The organism is Edwardsiella ictaluri ATCC 33202 (assembly GCF_000264785.1).
GTDB lineage: Bacteria > Pseudomonadota > Gammaproteobacteria > Enterobacterales > Enterobacteriaceae > Edwardsiella > Edwardsiella ictaluri.
This window is the reverse complement of the sequence record NZ_AFJI01000056.1, coordinates 11,819-32,460: the sequence shown is the minus strand read 5'-3', so window position 1 is coordinate 32,460 and position 20,642 is coordinate 11,819. Positions and strand designations below refer to the sequence as shown.

At 58.3% G+C, this 20,642-nt stretch carries 18 protein-coding genes and 1 tRNA gene; 5 read left to right on the top strand and 14 right to left on the bottom strand.

Annotation, left to right across the window (positions count from 1 at the left end):
* Positions 1-3: 3 nt before the first annotated feature.
* From glpX to EIEH_RS08195, 3 genes are all read right to left on the bottom strand, one after another.
* Entirely contained in the window at positions 4-1,014 is a 1,011-nt protein-coding gene (gene glpX / locus EIEH_RS08205) for a class II fructose-bisphosphatase (RefSeq protein WP_015872950.1), read from the bottom strand.
* A gap of 160 nt (positions 1,015-1,174) precedes the next feature.
* Complete coding sequence (gene glpK / locus EIEH_RS08200) at positions 1,175-2,683, bottom strand: glycerol kinase GlpK (protein WP_015872951.1); 1,509 nt, start codon at positions 2,681-2,683, stop codon at positions 1,175-1,177.
* A 74-nt stretch (positions 2,684-2,757) separates the two neighbouring features.
* Positions 2,758-3,600 (bottom strand): MIP/aquaporin family protein, encoded by an 843-nt coding sequence (locus EIEH_RS08195; RefSeq protein WP_015872952.1) that lies wholly within the window; start codon positions 3,598-3,600, stop codon positions 2,758-2,760.
* Positions 3,601-4,258: 658 nt separating this feature from the next.
* On the opposite strand from EIEH_RS08195, the gene zapB reads away from it, so the two are divergent.
* Positions 4,259-4,501, top strand: a complete 243-nt coding sequence (gene zapB / locus EIEH_RS08190) for a cell division protein ZapB (protein WP_015872954.1) — start codon at positions 4,259-4,261, stop codon at positions 4,499-4,501.
* Between the two features lie 73 nt (positions 4,502-4,574).
* On the opposite strand, the gene rraA is transcribed toward zapB, so the two are convergent.
* From rraA to priA, 7 genes are all read right to left on the bottom strand, one after another.
* Complete coding sequence (gene rraA, locus EIEH_RS08185) at positions 4,575-5,060, bottom strand: ribonuclease E activity regulator RraA (RefSeq protein WP_015872955.1); 486 nt, start codon at positions 5,058-5,060, stop codon at positions 4,575-4,577.
* 113 nt (positions 5,061-5,173) lie between these two features.
* A complete protein-coding gene (locus EIEH_RS08180) occupies positions 5,174-6,091 on the bottom strand; it encodes a 1,4-dihydroxy-2-naphthoate polyprenyltransferase (protein WP_015872956.1) in 918 nt (305 codons plus the stop codon).
* A 187-nt stretch (positions 6,092-6,278) separates the two neighbouring features.
* Entirely contained in the window at positions 6,279-7,610 is a 1,332-nt protein-coding gene (hslU, locus tag EIEH_RS08175) for an HslU--HslV peptidase ATPase subunit (protein ID WP_015872957.1), read from the bottom strand.
* A 12-nt stretch (positions 7,611-7,622) separates the two neighbouring features.
* A complete protein-coding gene (gene hslV / locus EIEH_RS08170) occupies positions 7,623-8,153 on the bottom strand; it encodes an ATP-dependent protease subunit HslV (protein WP_015872958.1) in 531 nt (176 codons plus the stop codon).
* 87 nt (positions 8,154-8,240) lie between these two features.
* Positions 8,241-9,182, bottom strand: a complete 942-nt coding sequence (ftsN, locus tag EIEH_RS08165; protein WP_015872959.1) for a cell division protein FtsN — start codon at positions 9,180-9,182, stop codon at positions 8,241-8,243.
* Positions 9,183-9,248: 66 nt separating this feature from the next.
* Entirely contained in the window at positions 9,249-10,253 is a 1,005-nt protein-coding gene (cytR, locus tag EIEH_RS08160) for a DNA-binding transcriptional regulator CytR (protein WP_172468369.1), read from the bottom strand.
* A 292-nt stretch (positions 10,254-10,545) separates the two neighbouring features.
* Positions 10,546-12,741: a primosomal protein N' gene (gene priA / locus EIEH_RS08155; RefSeq protein ID WP_015872961.1), complete on the bottom strand. Its 2,196-nt coding sequence runs from the start codon at positions 12,739-12,741 to the stop codon at positions 10,546-10,548.
* A 202-nt stretch (positions 12,742-12,943) separates the two neighbouring features.
* Between priA and rpmE the strand changes: the two genes are divergently transcribed.
* A complete protein-coding gene (gene rpmE, locus EIEH_RS08150; protein WP_012850227.1) occupies positions 12,944-13,156 on the top strand; it encodes a 50S ribosomal protein L31 in 213 nt (70 codons plus the stop codon).
* Positions 13,157-13,270: 114 nt separating this feature from the next.
* Here rpmE and metJ read toward each other — a convergent pair whose 3' ends face one another.
* Positions 13,271-13,591, bottom strand: coding sequence for a met regulon transcriptional regulator MetJ (gene metJ / locus EIEH_RS08145; protein ID WP_015872962.1), 321 nt, complete (start codon positions 13,589-13,591; stop codon positions 13,271-13,273).
* A gap of 283 nt (positions 13,592-13,874) precedes the next feature.
* Here metJ and metB point away from each other — a divergent pair, with 283 nt between their 5' ends.
* The 3 genes from metB to EIEH_RS08130 all read left to right on the top strand — a co-directional run bounded on the left by metB (position 13,875) and on the right by EIEH_RS08130 (position 17,656).
* Positions 13,875-15,035, top strand: a complete 1,161-nt coding sequence (gene metB, locus EIEH_RS08140) for a cystathionine gamma-synthase (RefSeq protein WP_015872963.1) — start codon at positions 13,875-13,877, stop codon at positions 15,033-15,035.
* Positions 15,036-15,038: 3 nt separating this feature from the next.
* A complete protein-coding gene (locus tag EIEH_RS08135; protein ID WP_015872964.1) occupies positions 15,039-17,477 on the top strand; it encodes a bifunctional aspartate kinase/homoserine dehydrogenase II in 2,439 nt (812 codons plus the stop codon).
* Between the two features lie 84 nt (positions 17,478-17,561).
* Positions 17,562-17,656 (top strand) — tRNA-Sec (locus EIEH_RS08130).
* 100 nt (positions 17,657-17,756) lie between these two features.
* On the opposite strand, the gene pfkA is transcribed toward EIEH_RS08130, so the two are convergent.
* The 3 genes from pfkA to cpxP all read right to left on the bottom strand — a co-directional run bounded on the left by pfkA (position 17,757) and on the right by cpxP (position 20,531).
* A complete protein-coding gene (pfkA, locus tag EIEH_RS08125) occupies positions 17,757-18,719 on the bottom strand; it encodes a 6-phosphofructokinase (protein ID WP_015872965.1) in 963 nt (320 codons plus the stop codon).
* Between the two features lie 296 nt (positions 18,720-19,015).
* Positions 19,016-19,918, bottom strand: coding sequence for a CDF family cation-efflux transporter FieF (gene fieF / locus EIEH_RS08120; RefSeq protein WP_015872966.1), 903 nt, complete (start codon positions 19,916-19,918; stop codon positions 19,016-19,018).
* 133 nt (positions 19,919-20,051) lie between these two features.
* Positions 20,052-20,531 carry a cell-envelope stress modulator CpxP gene (cpxP, locus tag EIEH_RS08115; RefSeq protein ID WP_015872967.1) on the bottom strand — a complete coding sequence of 160 codons (480 nt, stop codon included), beginning with the start codon at positions 20,529-20,531 and terminating at the stop codon, positions 20,052-20,054.
* Between the last annotated feature and the right edge of the window lie 111 nt (positions 20,532-20,642).

Genomic DNA, 20,642 nt, shown 5'->3' with positions numbered 1-20,642 from the left:
CTGTTACAGAATGATATCGCGGATCTGAGCGTCTTTACGCTCCAGATAGTGAGTTGAGCGGATACGGCGGATGGTACGGGACTTGCCGCGGATCAGCAGGGTTTCGGTGGTGGCGACGTTGCCCTTACGATAGATGCCCTCCAGCAGGTCACCCTTGGTGATCCCGGTGGCGGAAAAGATCACGTTATCGTTGCGCGCCATGTCGCCGAGGGTCAGCACCTCACCGGCGCAGATCCCCATCTGCTCACAGCGCTGCAGCTCCTGTTCGCCCAGGCGGCGGTTTTCCGGCGTATCGCCCTTCACCTGGTGGCGGGCCAGCAGGCGGCCCTGCATGTCGCCGTCCAGCGCGCGGATCACCGCGGCGGAGACGACCCCTTCCGGCGCACCACCGATGCCATACATGACGTCCACTTCGCTTTCCGGCATGCAAGTCAGGATCGAAGCCGCGACGTCGCCGTCAGGAATGGCAAAAACGCGTACGCCCAACGCCTGCATCGCGGCAATGTCAGCGTCATGACGCGGCTTGGCCAGGGTGATCACCGTCAGATGGGACAGCGGCTTGCCCAGGCGGGCGGCAATGTTACACAGGTTGGCCTCCAGCGGCAGATTGAGATCGACGCAGCCTTTGGCCTGAGGGCCGACGACCAACTTCTCCATATACATATCCGGTGCATGCAGGAAAGTGCCTTTATCGCCGACGGCCATCACCGCCAACGCGTTGGCCTGACCCATGGCGGTCATGCGGGTTCCCTCAATCGGGTCGACGGCGATATCGACCTGATCGCCCTGGCCGCTGCCGACGCGCTCACCGATATACAGCATCGGCGCCTCGTCAATCTCCCCTTCGCCGATGACGATCTCCCCGTCGATGTCGACCCGGTTGAGCATGATGCGCATGGCGTTAACCGCGGCGCCGTCTGCCGCATTCTTGTCGCCGCGCCCTAACCACTTATATCCGGCCAGTGCTGCTGCTTCTGTAACGCGGGAGAACTCGATGGCTAATTCACGTTTCATGATAGTCCTGCAGTGATGAGATAAATAAGCAATAAGATGACGGGGGGCGATTCTAACACAGGCACAGTGAAACGTTTGCGTCGGAAGAACGCCATAACCTTGACCAAAAATAAAAAAGGGGGCGATTCATTCGCCCCCGCCGTCGGCCTGCCACCGGTTATCAGTCGTGATCTTCCCAGGCCTGCGCGCGTACCACCGCTTTCTTCCAGCCGCTGTAGCGATAGTTGCGCTCGACGGTTTCAATGCCGGGGCGGAACTCACGCTCAATGCTGGCCTTACTGCTAAGCTCCTCCAGATCGCTCCAGTAACCAACGGCCAAACCCGCCAGGTAGGCCGCGCCGAGTGCCGTGACTTCCAGTACCGCCGGACGTTCAACCCGAGTACCGAGAATGTCTGACTGGAACTGCATCAGGAAGTTGTTGGCGACCGCGCCGCCATCGACGCGCAGGGACTGCAGGCGGGTATTGGCATCGGCCTGCATGGCATCCAGCACGTCGCGGGTCTGGTAGGCTATGGACTCCAGGGTGGCACGGATGATGTGGTTATTGTTGACGCCGCGGGTCAGGCCAAAGATGGCGCCGCGGGCATAGGGATCCCAGTAAGGGGCACCCAGACCGGTAAAGGCCGGTACCACGTAGACGCCGTTGCTGTCTTTCACCTTAGTGGCAAAATACTCGGAGTCCGCCGCGTCGTTGATGAGCTTCAGCTCGTCGCGCAGCCACTGAATGGAGGCGCCGCCGATGAATACAGCTCCTTCCAGTGCGTAGTTCACCTCGCCGCGCGGGCCGCAGGCGATGGTGGTCAGCAGGCCGTGCTGTGACGGTACCGCCTTTTTGCCGGTGTTCATCAGCAGGAAGCAGCCAGTGCCGTAGGTGTTCTTTGCCATCCCCGGCTGTACACACAGCTGGCCAAACAGCGCCGCCTGCTGATCACCGGCGATACCGGCGATAGGGATACGGGTTCCACCCTTACCGCCGATGTTGGTTTTCCCATAGATTTCGGAGGAGGCGCGCACCTGCGGCAGCATCGCACGCGGGATATCCAATACCTTCAGCATGCGCTCATCCCAGTCCAGCGTGTGGATGTTGAACAGCATGGTGCGGGAAGCGTTGGTATAGTCGGTGACGTGTACCCGGCCTTGAGTCATCTTCCATACCAGCCAGGTATCGACGGTACCGAACAGCAGCTCGCCGCGCTCAGCGCGTTCACGGGCGCCTTCGACATGGTCCAGGATCCACTTCACCTTGGTGCCGGAGAAGTAGGGGTCGACCACCAGGCCAGTGTTGTGGCGGATGTACTCTTCCAGTCCATCGCGCTTGAGCTTTTCACAGATATCGGCGGTACGGCGGCACTGCCAGACGATGGCGTTGTAGACCGGTTTACCGGTCTCTTTTTCCCAAACGATGGTGGTTTCACGCTGGTTGGTGATGCCGATGGCGGCAATCTGATCGGATTCGATATCGGCTTTGGCCATCGCCTCTGTCAGGGTAGAACTCTGGGTTGCCCAGATCTCCATCGGGTCGTGCTCCACCCAGCCGGCCTTGGGATAAATCTGTTCGAACTCGCGCTGGGAGGCGCTGATGATATTGGCATCGTGATCGAGGATCACGGCGCGGGAGCTGGTGGTGCCCTGGTCAAGAGCGACAATGTATTTTTGTTCGGTTGTCATGATCGTTGTCCTGGTTGGGGGTCGGTGTACGGAGTTCGCTCAAATGCCGGGGAGAACCCTCCCCGGAAACCTTATCAGGCTTTGGATTTCTCGCTGTTCTTTTTCTCTTCTTCTGCGATGCAGACATCGCAGGGGAGGTGACGACCGATCAGCGCGCGGTAGCCAAAGGCCCCCAGGCAGGCACCGATAATTGGGCCAACGATGGGAACCAGGAAGTAGGGAATGCTGCGCCCGCCGGTGAAGGCAATCTCACCCCAGCCGGCCATCCAGGCAAAGGCTTTCGGGCCGAAGTCACGGGCCGGGTTAAGGGCAAAGCCGGTCAAGGGCCCCATGGCGGCGCCAATGACGGCGATCAGGACACCAATCAGCAGCGGTGCCAGCGGCCCACGCGGAATGCCATTACCATCGTCGGTCAGCGCCAGAATCAGACACATCAGAATGGCGGTGATGACGGTTTCAACCAGCAGCGCCTGCCATACGGTAATATGCGGGTTCGGGTAGGTGGAGAAGATCCCCGCCAGCGTCAGGCTCTCTTCGCTGCCGCGTACCATATGATGGGTTTGCTCATAGTCGATGAACAGATTGTGGTACATGGCATAGACCAGCGCAGCGGCACAGAATGCGCCGGCGACTTGGGCGATGATGTAGGGGAGCACTTTGCGGCGCTCAAAGCAGGCAAACAGCCACAGAGCGATGGTGACCGCCGGGTTGAGGTGGGCGCCGGAGATAGCGGCCGTCAGGTAGATAGCCAGAGCGACCCCCAAGCCCCAAATGACGCTGATCTCCCACAGACTCAAAGTAGCTCCGGCCAGTTTCAGGGCGGCCACGCAACCACAGCCGAAGAATATCAGCAGGGCGGTGCCCAGGAATTCGGCGATACACTGTCCTTTTAATGTCGTACTCGCGATCTGGCTCATAAAAGAAATCCTGCGACGAAGAGGTGGAAGATAAATGCCGGCTCTGAATGGAGCAGGTTACGGGTGCGATGTGAATTTATCGTTAACGAGCGAAAACGAGAAATAGCGAAATTTAAATGTGTGTGTGCCGTCAAAAAAATGTTTGATATCGCTTATTTTGTGCGATTTATGCCGGAAAAGTTTTGTGATCTGTCTACTGATGGGGATCACGCCCATTGGATATTGTTCTTTTTTGTTTGATTGTAACCTTTTTTAAACTGACTTTTTCAGCGTAAAACGCACGCAATTGTGCCTGAATGTGTTACAGACTGGGACGCGGCCTAGACAGTGGGAGGTGGGCTACATACAATCGGGATAATCTAGGCTGTGTCCCGTAACGTCGGATGAATAGCGTGGCAAGGGGTCAAATGGCTCCGATCCTCTAGGACGCGTGTCGAGAGGTGCGCCGTCATAAACCGAGGTCTGCTACGCCCTGCGACCTTCGTTTTGACAATGCGTCTTTGACACTGCATACGCTGACGGGAACACGGCTAAATGGATTGCGTGCGTAGGCCTGATGGTCTGCGCGGTTAGGGCGCCAATTTGAATGTGTGTGCTGCCACAGTGCGGCCCGCACAACGGCAAGACGTACGCCTGGCTACTATTAAGGGGACAGACCATGTCATTTGAAGTATTTGAAAAACTGGAAGCAAAAGTTCAGCAGGCGATTGACACCATTACCCTGCTGCAGATGGAAATCGAAGAGCTGAAAGAGAAAAACAATCAGCTTAATCAGGAGGTTCAGCAGGCCGCGAGCAACCGTGAAGGACTGCTGCGTGAAAATGAGCAACTGAAGCATGAGCAGGAGGCATGGCAGGAACGCCTGCGCGCGCTGCTGGGAAAAATGAATGAGGTGAACTGATCGCCACCGCACGGTTCACCATAATAAAAGGCGCTCGGTGAGCGCCTTTTGACTGTCGGAAGCACGTCATCTCTTATTCGATATCCAACGGCTCTTCAGCCAGGATAATTCCGGTGTTATCAGCATACAGATGATCGCCGGAGAAAAACGTTACACCGCCAAAGTTGACGCGAATGTCGCTCTCACCAATGCCGTCGCTGTCGGCGCCGACGGGAATGGCGGCCATGGCCTGAATGCCGATGTCCAGCTCCTCTAGGTCATCAACCTGGCGTACCGCGCCGTAGACCACGATGCCCTCCCATTCGTTTTGTACCGCCAGACGCCCCAGTTCGGCGTTGACCAGCGCCCGACGCACCGAGCCGCCACCGTCGATGACCAAAACGCGTCCCCGGCCATTCTCCTCCAGCAGATCGTAGAGCAGGCCGTTATCTTCAAAGCATTTGACCGTAATAATCTGGCCGCCAAAGGAGGAACGCCCGCCAAAATTGGAGAACAACGGTTCTACAACATTCACCTCTTCATGGTAAATGTCGCACAGTTCGGAAGTATCGTATTTCATGGGTCCACGTCCGGTTGCCGCAGGGGGGTATCAGTATATCCCTTTAATGTGGCTGTTTGCAAAAGCAGCAGTATCCCCCGCGTGAAACGCGGGGGATACTGCTGCAAAAGGGATTAACTCAGTACGGTACCGATGGCAAAGAGCAGATTGGTCAATAGGGCGCTTTTCACCATATTTTCCAACATGGGCCGCATGGCCTCCGGCGAGCGTTGGTGCAGGACATAGCTGGCATGGCGGTACAGCATGGGAACAGCCAGCACAAATAGCCAGCCCACCAGACTATGCAGATCTAACAGGGCAAACAGTGCCAGACACAGTACCGCGCCGCCCAGCAGGGCTACGTGGTAGTAGCGGGCGATGTGTGGCCCCAGGCGTACAGCCAGGGTGTTTTTACCGTTGCGGGCATCGTTTTCGATATCCCGCAGGTTATTGATATTCAGTACCGCCGCGGCCAACAGACCGCAGGCCGTTGCCGGTAGCATCACCACGCGGTTAAAGGTGCCCGCCTGCAGGTAGTAGGTACCGGCAACGCTCAGCCAGCCAAAAAAGATCAGCACCGAGATATCGCCTAGGCCGATATAGCCATAGGGCCGGGTACCGACGGTGTAAGTGATGGCGGCGATGATAGCCATCAGGCCGAGTAACAAGAATCCAATGATATCCTGGGGTTTTTGGCAGGCGACGGCGATCAGCGCGACGCCGGAGGCGATGGTCAGCAGCACGGTGATGATCAAGGCCCGCTTCATCTGAGCCTGGGTGATCACACCTTTTTGCATACCGCGCAGCGGCCCAATGCGCTCCGGGGTATCACTGCCCTTGACGGCGTCGCCGTAGTCGTTGGCCAGATTGGAGAGGATCTGCAACAGCGCCGCCGTCAGCAGCGCGAGCAGAGCGATGCCGAGATTAAAGGTTTGCTGCCAAGCGGCGATGGCCGATCCGGTCACTATCGATGCCAGCGCCAGCGGCAGCGTACGCAGACGCAGGCTTTCCAGCCAGGCTCGAGGCCGGCTGATCGGGGTTAATGAAGTCATTATATGGTTTCAGTCACTAGGGCATGCGACCCTCAGCAATGCGCTGAACGGCCCGTTGCCGGGTTATCTCATGTGTTTATCTTAACAAACCGTTAGCTGTCTGTTGCCTCAACCAGTGGCAATAAAAAAGGGGAAGGCAGACGCCTTCCCCCTAGCAAAGACCGAAAAGGACGGTTTCTGCGGGTGATTATAGAATAAACCGGCTCAGATCTTCATCTGCTACCAGCTCATCGAGGTGATTACGCACGTAATCGGCATCGATGGCGATCGCCGTACCATGCATTTCGCTGGCGTCAAAGGAGATCTCTTCCATCAGACGCTCCATCACCGTGTGCAGACGGCGGGCACCGATGTTTTCCGCGCTCTCATTCACCTGCCAGGCGGCCTCAGCGATGCGGCGAATACCGTCGGCGCTGAAGCTGATGTTAACGCCTTCGGTTGCCATCAGCGCCTGATACTGCTCGGTCAGCGAGGCGCTCGGCTCCGTAAGAATACGCTCGAAGTCTTCGGTGGTCAGCGCCTGCAGCTCAACACGGATAGGCAGACGGCCCTGCAGCTCCGGGATCAGATCGGCGGGGCTGGAGACCTGAAACGCGCCGGAGGCGATAAATAGAATGTGATCGGTCTTGACCATGCCGTGCTTGGTATTGACGGTACAGCCTTCGATCAGCGGCAACAGATCGCGCTGTACCCCTTCACGGGAGACGTCCGGGCCGGAGCTTTCTCCGCGCTTACAGATCTTGTCGATTTCGTCGATGAAGACAATACCATTTTGCTCCACGGCGTCGATAGCCTGCTGTTTCAGCTCTTCCGGATTGACCAGCTTGGCGGCCTCTTCTTCGATCAGCTGTTTGAAAGCATCCTTAATTTTCACCTTGCGCGGCTTGGTTTTCTGACCGCCCAGGTTTTGGAACATGGACTGCAGCTGGCTGGTCATCTCCTCCATTCCCGGTGGCGCCATAATCTCGACCCCCATCGGGGAGGCCGCCAGCTCGATTTCAATCTCTTTATCATCCAGCTCGCCTTCGCGCAGCTTTTTGCGAAAGGTCTGGCGTGCAGGGGAGCTTTCATTGGTTTGTTCGGTCTGCCCCCAGTTGTTTTTGGCCGGGGGGATCAGGGCGTCCAGAATCCGCTCTTCCGCCATCTCTTCTGCGCGGTAGCGGTTTTTCTCTATGGACTGCGCCCGGATCATTTTCATCGCGGAGTCGGTAAGATCGCGGATGATGGAGTCCACCTCTTTACCGACATAGCCGACCTCGGTGAACTTGGTCGCTTCAACCTTGATAAACGGCGCATTGGCCAGCTTCGCCAGACGGCGGGCAATTTCGGTCTTACCGACGCCGGTTGGGCCGATCATCAGAATATTTTTGGGGGTGACTTCGTGGCGCAGCGCCTCGCCCAGCTGCATACGGCGCCAGCGATTACGCAGCGCGATCGCGACGGCGCGTTTAGCCGAGTGTTGGCCAATGATGTAACTGTCGAGCTCGCTGACAATTTCGCGTGGGGTCATTTCAGACATGATATACAGTCCTTACGCTTTGGAGTCTAATTCTTCAATGGTGTGGAACTGGTTGGTATAAATGCAGATATCACCTGCAATTCCCAGCGCCTTTTCTACGATATCGTGGGCACCCAGCTCGGTATTTTCCAACAGCGCGCGCGCCGCTGCCTGGGCATAGGGGCCGCCGGAACCAATGGCGATCAAGTCATTTTCCGGTTGCACTACGTCACCGTTGCCGGTGATGATCAGCGAGGCGTTTTCATCGGCGACGGCCAGCAATGCCTCTAGTTTGCGCAGCATACGATCGGTACGCCAGTCTTTGGCCAGCTCAACAGCCGCTTTAACCAAGTGGCCCTGATGCAGCTCCAGCTTGCGCTCAAACAGTTCAAACAGGGTAAAGGCGTCGGCAGTACCACCGGCGAATCCCGCAATGACGCGGTCATTGTACAGGCGGCGTACCTTGCGGACGTTGCCCTTCATTACGGTGTTGCCCAGCGTGGCCTGACCATCCCCACCGATCACTACTTTGCCGTTGCGGCGAACGCTAACTATTGTTGTCATGAACAGACCCCCGTGGCTATAAAATAATCCTCCCGTCGCGCGGGACGGGAGGCATTACCTGATTACATGGGGGGGATTTCGCAAATTTCAACCCCCGGCGGCAAGGGTGATGCAGCCGGACATGCCGTTTCCTTTCAGACGACCGATCATTTTGTCCGCCGCGGGGCGGCTGGCGTAGGGACCGAGCAGGACACGATGCCAGCCTCCTCCGCTGGTGATGCGGCTTTCAATTCCGCCAAAGGCCAGCTGGGCCCGTACCGACTCGGCCTGATCTGTGTTACGGAAGGAGCCGCACTGGATCAGCCATTTCTGACCGGATGCTTTCTCCGCTGGCTTCTCCCGGGCGGTCTGTAGCGGCGCCGGTGTGGCGTTGGTCACCGGCACACTGCGCTCTTTTTCACGTTCCCGGCTGACGGGCAGCGAGGTTGGCGTCTGGCTGGGGCGGGCGTTGGTCTGGGGCTGAGATAATGGGTTGCGCGGCGCGACCTCCGGCTGACGCACCGACTCCTGATAGGTCGACTGCGGTGCGGGCGTTTGCTGGGCATAACGCTGCTCCGGCAGGCGGCTGTTGCGCGGCGTTACGGTTGGCGGCGTCTGATCGTTGTAGGGCACCTCCGATAGCTGGGTCGGCGCCTGGCGCATGTCGGCCTGCATCTGTTCCAATAGCTGGCGCTGCTCATCCGTCAGCTGAGGCTGCCCCGGCAGCGGAGCCCCGCCGCTGGGTTCAGTCGGCGCCGTGACACCAACCTGGCGATTTTCCAACTCTTTAATATAGCTCCAGCGCTCCTCGGGCTTGGGCGGAAGACCATTTTTAGGATGCTGTGATGCGACCGGCAGCAGCACATCACCGCCCGGCTTATGCTGGGTCAGAAAATAGAGGCCACCGGCAAAGGTTGCCAGCACGGCCAGGGCAAGCACCATCATGGTTCTGGATACGCCGGAACCTGAGCGCCGCTTTTTACCCCGGCTATTGCTTTTGCGTTTGGCGCCCGAAGCGCGCCCACTGCTCACATAGTCTCTTTGTGCCACTGTCGTTTCACTACAACTGAATAGTCAATATCAGAACGCCATGTTACTGAACTCGGATTCAATTCACTAGCGTTTCGGAACAGCCGTACTACCGCGGATGATGAGTTCGCTCTCCAGCAGGCACGAACCGCTGACCACACGATGGTGATGTAGCTGCTCCAGCAATAGCAGCATAGCCTCTCGGCCAATCTGATAGCGGGGCTGCGCCACAGTTGTCAGCGGTGGATCGGCGTACTGCGCCAATCGGATGTCATCGAAACCGATGATAGACAGCTCCTCTGGCACCTTGATCCCAAGCCGCTTCGCCTGTGACAACGCGCCTATCGCCATCACATCGCTGTGACAAAACAGTGCCGTGGGTGGCTGCGGCTGCGCCATCACCTGCGCCAGCGCCTTGGCGCCGGCCTCGAAGGTAAAATCGCCATGCGCTACGTAGCCCGTTTCGCTGAGGCCACAGCGGCGTAACGCCTGGATATATCCCTGCAGGCGGTATTGGCTCAGCGGCATGTGCTCTGGACCGGCGAGGCAGCCTATCCGCTGGTGGCCCAGATCATGCAGATAGAGCACGGCCTTGAAGGCGGCGGTCAGGTTGTCAATATGCACCGTCGGCAGCTCCAGCTCCGGCGCAAACTCATTGGCCATCACCATGGGTGGTAGATTGCGCTGTTCTTCCTTACTGGCATCGAAGGGGATATTGGATCCAAGCAGCAGCATGCCATCGATCTGCTTGGTGATGATCAGGTTAACGAAAGTTTTTTCCTGCTGTATCTGCTGAGCGCAGTCGCCGAGCAGAACCAGATAGCCGTGCTCGGCGGCGGTACGCTCGATCCCCTGGATCACTTCAGCAAAAAACGGATCGCAGATGTCCGGGACGATCACCAGGATAGTGCGTGACTCACCGCGCTTGTTACTGCGGGTCAGCGTATGAGGGGCATATCCGACGGCTAAAGCAGCCTGCTCTACCTTTTGTCGCGTGGCGGCCGACACCTTCTCTGGATTCATCAGCGCTCGCGATACCGTTGCGGTTGATACGCCGGCATACTCCGCCACATCTTTCATGGTGGCGTTCATTTGCTTCTCTTCCAACGCGTTTCTCCTTGCGTCAGTCCATGCTGGCGCGATGATATGACTTCCCGATCATTATCCCGCGGCGAAGGTAACGATTGCGCCAGCGATAGCTCTGTTCTCTCCGTAGACAGCCTCGTTCGCTGTCAACATCGGCCACCGTCAATGGATGGCCGATGAATATATGATCACATATTAAACGGAACATCAGGGGTGACAGTTACTTAATTTGCAGGGAAAGTGTGATATGAATTGATTTTTTCGATCCCGATCGCACTTCATTTCCACGCCGCCGCCCTTAACTGTCGGTAGGATCGACGTCTAACGACCATTTCACCTTCTTATAGGCCGACAGCGCGCTGACCTGTGGCAAAACCTCCTGCAACAGGTGCTGCAGTTTGACACGTGACGGATGTTGGGCCAATAGCTGCCAGCGGTAACGGCCGCCGCGTTTGGGCTGCAGCGCCGGAACAGGGCCAAGCAGCCACAACGACGCGTCGCACAGCGGGCTGGCCTCCAGCCGTGTGCGCAGCTGCTGCAGAAAATCGCAGGCGTGTCGGTTGTCGTGATCGTCGGCGCGCAGCATAACGTGGTGGGTGAACGGGGGCAGAAATACACTCTGACGCTCCTGCAATGCCTGACGGGCAAAGGCGTCATAGCCCTGATGCAGTAGTGTTTGCAGCAGGGGATGGTCGGGGTGGTGGGTCTGTAGCAATACTTCGCCGCGTTTGCCTGCTCGTCCGGCACGTCCGGCAACCTGGGTATACAGCTGGGCGAAGCGTTCGGCAGCGTGAAAATCGGCGGAAAACAGCGCACCGTCGACGTCCAGCAAAGCCACCAGCGTGACATTGGGGAAATGGTGCCCCTTGGCCAGCATTTGGGTACCGATCAGGATGCGCGCCCCACCCTGATGGACCTCTGCCAGCTGTTGCTCCAGCGCCCCCTTACGGCTGGTGGTATCGCGATCGATGCGGGTCAGCGGGATCGAGGGAAACAGATCGGTCAGCTCATGTTCCAGCTGTTCGGTCCCCAGCCCGACCGGCACCAGATGGGTAGATCCGCACTGCGGGCACTGGTGTGGAACCGGCCGTTGGCTGTCGCAGTGGTGACAGCGCAGGGTTCGCTGGCCCTGGTGCAGGGTATAGAAGTGATCGCAGCGCGGACACTCGGCTATCCAGCCGCACTCATGACACAACAGCGCCGGGGCGTAACCGCGGCGGTTAAGGAACAGGATCACCTGGTTTCCGGCATCGGTGTGGCGGCGGATGCGCTCGATCAGCGGTGGTGCCAGTCCAGCCTTGAGGGGCTGCCCCTTGAGATCCACCAGATGCTGCGCGGCGGGCTTGGCATTACCGGCACGCTGGGTCAGACACAGCCGCCGGTACTTGCCGACGTCGACGTTATGCAGGGTCTCCAGCGCCGGGGTCGCAGAGCCGAGAATGATGGGGATATCCTCAAGGCGAGCGCGCAGCACCGCCAGATCGCGGGCGTGATAGCGCCACCCCTCCTGCTGTTTGTAAGAGCCATCGTGCTCTTCATCGATAATGATGCCGCCCAGGCGGGCGAACGGCGTAAACAGGGCTGAACGGGTGCCAATAACGATCGCGCTTTCGCCGTCGCGGGCGCGCAGCCAGGCCGCCAGCCGCTCGCCGTCGTTCAGCCCGGAGTGCAGCACATCGACCGGCACGGAAAAGCGCTGGCGGAAGCGGGCGATGGTCTGCGGCGTCAGGCCGATTTCCGGGACCAGAACCAGCGCCTGACGCCCGCGGACGAGCAGGTTTTCGATGATGCTCAGATAGACTTCGGTCTTGCCTGAGCCGGTCACGCCAGCCAGCAGCCAGGGGCTAAAATGGTCATCGGCGGCGCGGATGGCGCCCACGGCAGTGGCCTGCTCTGCGTTCAGCGTCAGGCGATCGGTGCAGAGGGAAACATCGCTGCGCCAGTCACCGGGGGCAATCGCCTCACTCTCCAGCGCGATCAGGCCCTTGCTCTTCAGTGCCTGTAGCGCGGCCGCGCTGAGATCGAGCTCTTCCGTCTGATGGCGGTAGATCGTGTGGCGCTGCAGCAGCGCCAGCGCCTGCTGCTGCTTGGGCGCCCGTTTCAGGGAGAGGGGATCGGTTTGCTGCCCCAGAGGCGTCATACGCCAGCGCCACAAAGGCGTATGGCTGGCCGCCTTGCCCTGGCGCAGCAGCATCGGCAGGGCATGAAACAGCACCTCGCCAATGGGGTGATGGTAATAGTCGGCGGCCCAGCGCAGCAGGCGCCACTGACTGTCGCTGAACAGCGGCTGCGTATCCAGCAGGTGGTTAATGTGCTTTAGATTTTCCAGCGGCAGATCACTCTGCTCGCCAAGCGCCACCACAATGCCAATCATCTCACGGCGGCCAAAGGGCACGCTGACCCGGCAGCCCGGCAGGGCCGGCATGTCGGAGGGCAACAGGTAGTCAAAGGTGCTGGCCAAGGGTACGGGCAGCGCTACGTAGGCTACGGACATCGCTTTTTCCTGCGGCTTAACGGCGTTACAGTGTACACCGGATAGTATCTGGATCGATGTGAGTGATTGCGCTGGACGGCTATTTTCTGTATGATTCGCCGCCTTTGATATAATTTTGTATCAAACCCGATTTTATCAACCACGCGTGGTGTCTGGCGGAAAAGGGCCGGATAGCGACGCGGCCTTAACAGAGGTTTTCCCCATGAAAGAAGGTATCCATCCGAACTACGTTGCTATCACTGCAACCTGCTCTTGCGGCAACGTTATCAAGACCCACTCTACCGTTGGTCACGATCTGAGCCTGGACGTGTGCGACAAATGCCACCCGTTCTACACCGGTAAGCAGCGTGACGTCGCTACCGGCGGCCGCGTTGATCGCTTCAACAAGCGCTTCAACATGGTGGGTTCCAAGTAATTTGGATCCGGCGAAAAAGGCACCCTCCGGTGCCTTTTTTATTGCCGGAAAAATGCCACGGCTCGCTCCTGCCAAGACAACGCCCGGGGTGAATACACCCGGATGCTACACGTATCAGTATTCCCAGGTTTCAGGATCGATCCCCAGCAGGCGCATCATTTCTTTGGCCTCCTCTGGGATTTCATTACTGCGATCTTTGCGCAGATCATCGTCATCCGGCAGCGGCTGGCCGGTAAATGCATGCAGAAAGGCTTCACACAGCAGTTCGCTGTTCGTCGCATGACGCAGGTTATTCACCTGGCGGCGGGTGCGCTCGTCCGTGAGTATTTTTAATACTTTCAGCGGAATGGATACCGTAATTTTTTTAACCTGCTCACTCTTTTTGCCGTGCTCAGCGTAAGGGCTAATGTATTCACCGTTCCATTCTGCAGCCATGAGGAGATACCTTCACAAAAAATTATTCAAAGACAACGGGCTATTATGCCTGATTGTACCCCGTATCCCTAACACAATGGCGTGATCAGCATGGATGCTCACGTTTGTCGCGCCGGTATCTGGGGAAGCGATAACCACAAACAGACTATGGCAATTTTAGCGGCTAATCCCATCTACCTCAATCTACACGCAAAGACTTTTAGATGGCTGGATGTATTGACGTCCATTTTTGCAGCGGTTACGCTCTATCCATTGTTGGCACCATTTCAGGGAGGGCAATCAGGTGCGCTATCAACCGGCAACTCAGGCAGTACGCTGTGGGCTGAACGACGATGAACAGTATGGCAGCGTGGTTCCCCCAATCCATCTTTCCACCACCTACAACTTTACCGATTTTAATCAGCCACGCACGCATGACTATACCCGGCGCGGGAATCCCACACGAGACGTGGCCGAGCGGGCGCTGGCGGAGCTGGAGGGGGGCGCCGGTGCGGTGGTGACCGCCAGCGGGATGGGTGCCATTCATCTGATGTGTACGGCGCTGCTCTCCCCCGGCGATCTGCTGCTGGCGCCGCACGACTGCTATGGCGGCAGCTATCGCCTGTTCGATAGCTTGGCGCGCCGGGGCGCTTTCCGGGTGGTATTTGTCGATCAGGGCGATGCGCAGGCGCTGGCCCAGGCGCTGGCGCTGCGCCCAAAGCTGGTGCTGATTGAGACGCCGAGCAATCCGCTGCTGCGGGTAGTGGATATCGCCGCGATCTGCGCCGCCGCGCAGCGGATGGGTGCCCTGACGGCGGTAGATAATACGTTCCTCAGTCCGGCACTGCAGCAGCCGCTGGCACTGGGCGCCGATCTGGTGCTGCACTCCTGTACCAAGTACCTGAACGGCCACTCCGACGTGGTGGCCGGGGCGGTGATCGCCAAAACGGCGGCGATGGCGCAGGAGCTGGCCTGGTGGGGAAATAATATCGGGGTGACCGGCGCACCTTTTGACTGCTATCTGCTGCTGCGGGGGCTGCGCACGCTGGCGCCGCGTATCGCGCAGCAGCAGGTCAATGCGCTGCGCATCCTCGACTGGCTGCGGACGCAGCCGCAGGTCGCGCGGCTGTATCATCCGTCGCTGCCCACGCACCCCGGCCATGCCATTGCCGCCCGCCAGCAGCGGGGCTTTGGCGCCATGCTCAGTTTTGAGCTAGAGGGAGATGAGTCCCATCTACGGCGTTTCCTAAAATCCCTGCAACTGTTTACACTGGCAGAGTCTCTGGGGGGGGTGGAGAGCCTGATCTCCCATGCCGCCACCATGACCCACGCCGGCATGGCACCGGAAGCGCGCAGGGCAGCAGGCATTAGCGACAGCCTGCTGCGTATTTCCGTGGGTATTGAGGACGGTGATGATTTAATCGCTGATCTGGAACAGGCATTTCAGGCAGCAGCAACGAGGTAAGCGATGAGTGCACAAGCGGTAACGGGGCAGCAGCAGGCAGATCGCCAACTGCATAAGTTCGGCGGCAGTAGCCTGGCAGACGTAAAGTGTTATTTGCGCGTCGCGGGGATCATGGCGGAATACAGCCGCCCCGGCGACATGATGGTCGTGTCGGCGGCGGGCAGCACCACTAATCAGCTGATCAGCTGGCTCAAGCTCAGCCAGAGCGATCGCATCTCTGCCCATCAGGTACAGCAAGCCCTGCGCCGTTACCAGAGCGAGCTGATTGTCGGCTTGCTGCCGCCGGAGATGGCGGAGCCGCTGCAGACGCACTTTATTCGGGATCTTGAACGTCTGGCTGCGCTGCTGGATGGTGAGATGGATGAGGCGGCCTATGCCGAGGTGGTGGGCCATGGTGAGGTTTGGTCCGCCCGGCTGATGGCGGCGGTGCTTCAGAGCCAGGGCCTGGAGGCGACATGGCTGGATGCACGGGATTTCCTGTGCGCCGAGCACGCAGCCCAGCCACAGGTGGATGAAAGGCGCTCCTATCCACTGCTGCAGCAGCTGCTGGCCCAGCATCCGAATAAACGTCTGGTGGTAACCGGCTTTATCAGTCGCAGCGGTGCGGGTGAAACGGTATTGCTTGGCCGTAACGGCTCTGACTATTCAGCGACACAGATCGGTGCTCTGGCCGGCGTGCGGCGCGTGACTATCTGGAGCGATGTCGCCGGGGTTTACAGTGCCGATCCGCGTAAGGTGAAAGATGCCTGTCTACTGCCGCTGCTGCGTCTGGATGAGGCCAGCGAGCTGGCTCGCCTGGCTGCACCGGTGCTGCATGCCCGCACGCTGCAGCCGGTGTCCGCCAGCGATATCGATCTGCAGCTGCGCTGCAGCTATCAGCCGCAGCAGGGGTCAACCCGCATTGAGCGGGTGCTGGCCAGCGGTAACGGCGCCAAGATTGTCACCAGCCATGACGATGTCTGCCTGATTGAGCTGCACGTTACCACTGGCCATGAGTTCAGTCATATACACCAAGAGGTAGAGCGTATTCTGACGCGCAGCCAGCTGCGTCCGCTGGCCAGTGGGATCCATCGCGATCGTGGATTGATTCAGTTGTGCTACACAGCAGAAGTGGTCGGCAGTGTATTTAAGCTGCTGGAGGAGTCGGCGATCCCGGGTCTGCTACAGCTACGCGAAGGTTTGGCGCTGGTGGCGATGGTCGGCGCCGGCGTATGCCGTAATCCACTGCATGCTCATCGTTTTTATCAGCAGCTTAAGGATCAGCCTGTCGAGTTTATCTGGCAGTCGGAAGAGAGCATCAGCCTGGTGGCGGTGTTACGCTGCGGCCCGACGGAGGCGCTGGTGCAGGGGCTACACAACTCGCTGTTTCGGGCAGAAAAACGCGTCGGCCTGGTTCTGTTTGGTAAGGGTAATATCGGTTCCCGCTGGCTGGAGTTGTTCGCGCGTGAACAGGGTAACCTGTCGGCGAGCAGTGGTTTCGAGTTTATTCTGACCGGGGTGGTCGACAGCAATCGCAGCCTGCTGAACTATGATGGGCTGGACGCCAGCCGAGCGCTGGCCTTCTTCGACGATGAAGCGCAGGTGCTGGATGAGGAGTCGCTGTTCCTGTGGATGCGAGCTCACCCCTATGATGATTTGGTGGTGCTCGATGTGACAGCCAGTCCCTCGCTGGCCCAGCAGTACCGCGATTTTGCCAGCTATGGCTTTCATATGGTCAGCGCCAACAAGCTGGCCGGGGCCGCCGGCGGCCACGAATACCGCCAGATCCGTGATGCTTTTGAGAAAACCGGACGTCACTGGCTGTATAACGCGACCGTGGGCGCCGGGCTGCCGGTTAACTATACCGTGCGCGATCTGCGCGACAGTGGCGATACGATTCTGTCCATCAGCGGCATTTTCTCCGGCACCCTCTCCTGGCTGTTTCTGCAGTTTGACGGCTCGATTCCCTTCAGCGCGCTGGTGGACCAGGCCTGGCAGCAGGGGCTGACGGAGCCCGACCCGCGGGTGGACCTTTCCGGCCAGGACGTGATGCGCAAGCTGGTGATCCTGGCGCGTGAGGCGGGATATGACATTGAGCCTGCCCAGGTCCGGGTCGAGTCCCTGGTGCCGGCCGGCGGCGAGCAGGGCTCTATCGATCACTTTTTTGAGAACAGCGAAGCGCTGGACGAGCAGATGCTGCAGCGTCTGGCGGCGGCCAATGAGATGGGGCTGGTGCTGCGCTACGTGGCGCGCTTTGATGCCAACGGTAAGGCACGTGTTGGCGTTGAGGCCGTACGCCCGGAGCACCCATTGGCGTCACTGTTGCCGTGCGACAACGTGTTCGCGATTGAAAGCCGCTGGTATCGCGATAACCCGCTGGTGATCCGCGGCCCAGGCGCGGGGCGCGATGTTACCGCCGGTGCGATTCAGTCCGATCTGAACCGTCTGGCGCGTCTGCTTTAGAATAATGTACGCCCGGGGCGCCGGGCAGGGATTTCTCCTTGCGCCCGGCCCCCGGTTGTGGGGTATACTCCCGCCGCATCAATTGGAAGATCATCGTCCCCGGTGGGGCGGCCGGATTTCAAATCCGGTTGGGGCCGCCAGCGGTCCCGGGCAGGTTCGACTCCTGTGATCTTCCGCCAATTAGCCTCTGCTAAAATATCCTGAAGCCAACTTTTCCCTTGATGTCCTTATCTATCAGACTTTCTTTATATTCTGATAGTTACGGTAGCACAAGCGCCATTAGAACAGCATCTTGGCAGTATCCAGCCAATCGCCCTTAAATGGACGCTTCATATTTTCAACCGCATCGATGATGTCGTGATGTACCAGCTTTTCGTTCTGGATCCCCACGCAGCGACCGCCGTATCCCTGCAGCAGCAGCTCGATGGAGTAGGCTCCCATACGGGACGCCAGAATACGGTCATAGGCCACCGGCGCACCACCGCGCTGGATATGTCCCAGAACGGTCGAACGAGTCTCACGGCCGGTCTCCTGTTCGATAAACTTGGCCAGCTCATCCACGTCACAGATATGCTCGGTGATAGCAACGATAGCGTGTTTCTTGCCTTTAGTGATACCGACCTTAATCTCTTCGACCAGATCTTCGCGCTTGAACTCCACCTCCGGCAGCACGATATATTCGCAGCCACCGGCAATCGCCGCCGCCAGCGTCAGATCGCCGCAGTAGCGCCCCATCACCTCAACGATGGAGATACGCTGGTGTGAAGAGGAGGTATCACGCAGACGATCAATGGCCTCCACAACGGTTTCCAGCGCCGTAAAATACCCGATAGTGTAATCGGTGCCGGCCACATCGTTATCGATAGTCCCCGGTAGGCCAATGCAGGGGAATCCCATCTCGGTCAGGCGCTTGGCGCCCAGATAAGAACCGTCGCCGCCGATCACCACCAGCGCATCCAGGCCAAACTCACGCATATTCTCTACGGCCTTTTCACGAACTTTCTCGTCGCGAAACTCCGGGAAACGGGCTGAGCCCAGGAAAGTGCCGCCGCGGTTGATCACGTCGGAAACACTATGGCGATCCAGTTGCTCAATGCGTCCTTCATACAGACCGAGGTAGCCATCATGAATGCCGTAAACATCTAACCCTTTGGACAGGGCCGCACGCACAACGCCGCGGATGGCTGCGTTCATGCCCGGCGCATCACCGCCACTGGTCAAAACACCGATTTTTTTGATCATGACTACCTCTGAGCTTGTGGATACTATTTCTTAGGAATGGCTTGGCGCGTACAACCCAAGCCCCGGCCGTCGGAAACGGCGACGGTCGACGTGACACCCACGCTTGCCCACAGTCAACGCCGCTGGCCGAGGGATCCGCCTGCTGGTCCATAAAATGAACACTCAATTTAATTACTGTGTAATATTATAGCAAAGTAATCAAGCTGAATTGATTCAGGTCAGCCCACTACATGGTAAATATTTTACTACGCGAAAAAAATAGCTGCGCTGTAATCCGGCTCACAAACTGGTATTTTTTAGCTCTCCCACAGCCCTTTTTGTTCAGCGGGAACCACCGAGGTCGGATCCTGATGAATAATCACATCCGCAGCGGGAAAGTGCTGCAGAAGATCGTGCTCAACGCCGTCGGCAATAGCATGAGCATCTACCAATGGCAGCGTATCGTCCATCTCTAGATGTAACTGAATAAAACGGGTTGGGCCGGACTGGCGGGTACGCAGATCGTGTACACCCAAGACACCGCGGTGCTCGCGGACAATGCGGATGATCTGATGCCGCTCCTCGGAGCTCAGGGCCCGATCGAGCAGGGACTGCACCGCATCGTACCCCATGCGCAGGGCACTGTAGAGGATATAGGCCCCAATCCCCAGAGCGAACAGCGCGTCAGCTCTGGCCACGCCGTACCAGCTCAATCCCAGAGAGATCAGAATGGCCCCGTTCATCAGCACGTCGGACTGGTAATGCAGCATGTCGGCACGCACCGCTTGACTCTGGGTCCTGCGTACCACCCAGCGTTGAAAGGTCACCAGCGCCAGGGTACACACCAGCGCAAACGCCGTAACCCACATCCCGGCACCGGGATCGTTCATCGGCTCCGGCTTGAGCAGGTGCTGGAAACCGGTCAGGAACAGGAACAGCGCTGAACCACAGATGAACATACTCTGCGCCAGCGCGGCCAACGACTCGGCCTTGCCGTGGCCAAAGGTATGATCCTTATCCGCCGGCTGCAGGGCGTAACGGATCACCAGCAGATTGGTCAATGAGGCCGCGATATCGACCAACGAGTCCACCAGCGACGCCAGCAGGCTGACTGATCCGGTATGCCACCAAGCTAAAATCTTCAAAATCAGCAAGATAGAGGCTATCACCGTCGCGCTAAGCGCGGCCACCTTCACCAATCGTGCATATTGCTGATGCATAGTTCACCTAAAGGTTGCTTAATCAGCCGCCCAGTATAGCGAATTACGAACAAAAAAAAGCCCCGCCATCATGGCGGGGAAGACAGGGATGGTGTCTATGGCAAGGAAAAACAGGGTGCTACTCGGTCGTACACTACTTCTGGGCAGAAGAATTCTGCATGTACGCTATCTGCTGCTGCCAACCGGCAATTTTCTGCTGATAGCGTGCGTTTAACTGGGCCTTCTGATCCGATGTGAGGAGGTTAAACACCATATTGCGGATCCGAGCCATCTCGACTTGGCGGATCACGCTCTCCTGTGCCATCTTCTCAGCCAAGGTTTTCACCGCAATCTCATCAAACTGTTCTGCTGTCACCAGGCGATGCATGGCTTCGATATCATGCAGCTTTACGCCTGCAAAACCGTGGCGCGTAGTCTGCATTAAATCCCGCATCTGCTGACGCTGATGCTCAGTAAGGTTCACACCATCAAACATATAGTTATGATCCATACTCTGTTGCATCATGTCATTACCCTGATACCAGCTGCATACCGGCTCACCTTCATCAGCATATACGCCGAAAGAGGTCATCATAAGCAAAGCGGCCAAGGTCAGGGTTGCAGTCTTATGCATCTCTCACTCCTATGTACCGGCCCGCTTATTGAATCGATGTATGCAGTCTACCCACACAGCTGAAAACATGCGTCAGGGGATGTAAAACTAAGTAAAGTCATGGATTAGCGG